This is a genomic window from Photobacterium sp. DNB22_13_2 (genome assembly GCF_052873915.1).
The window spans coordinates 1-277 of sequence record NZ_JBNNXU010000119.1 but is presented as its reverse complement, the minus strand read 5'-3'; the positions used below and the strand labels follow the sequence as shown (position 1 = coordinate 277).

The window sequence follows — 277 nt, the reverse complement described above, 5'->3', positions numbered from 1 at the left end:
CTGGATGTGGAGGCCATGCTGCGCAATCCAGTCGGCCAGTTCGCCGCTGTAGCGCACCAAGGGTTGCCCGGAGGGCAGGTTGAGCGTCTGCACGGCGCGCCACGTCATCGGCCAACGCATGCCCAGGCCGATGGCCTTGGACACGGCTTCCTTGGCGGCAAAGCGCGTCGCCAGAAAAGCCAACCCGCGGCGCTCGGAGCGTGCCTTGCGTGCGTGGTAGACCCGCAGCTCATCCGGCCCGAGCACCTTTTCGGCGAAGCGGCCGTTGGTCCGCTGC

1 protein-coding gene is annotated in these 277 nt (G+C 68.2%); it reads right to left on the bottom strand.

Translation table 11 applies throughout. The annotated features are described in order from the left end of the window. Positions 1-277 (bottom strand): holo-ACP synthase (locus ACVA58_RS28050; RefSeq protein ID WP_446513514.1); only part of this gene is annotated, 277 nt, incomplete at both ends.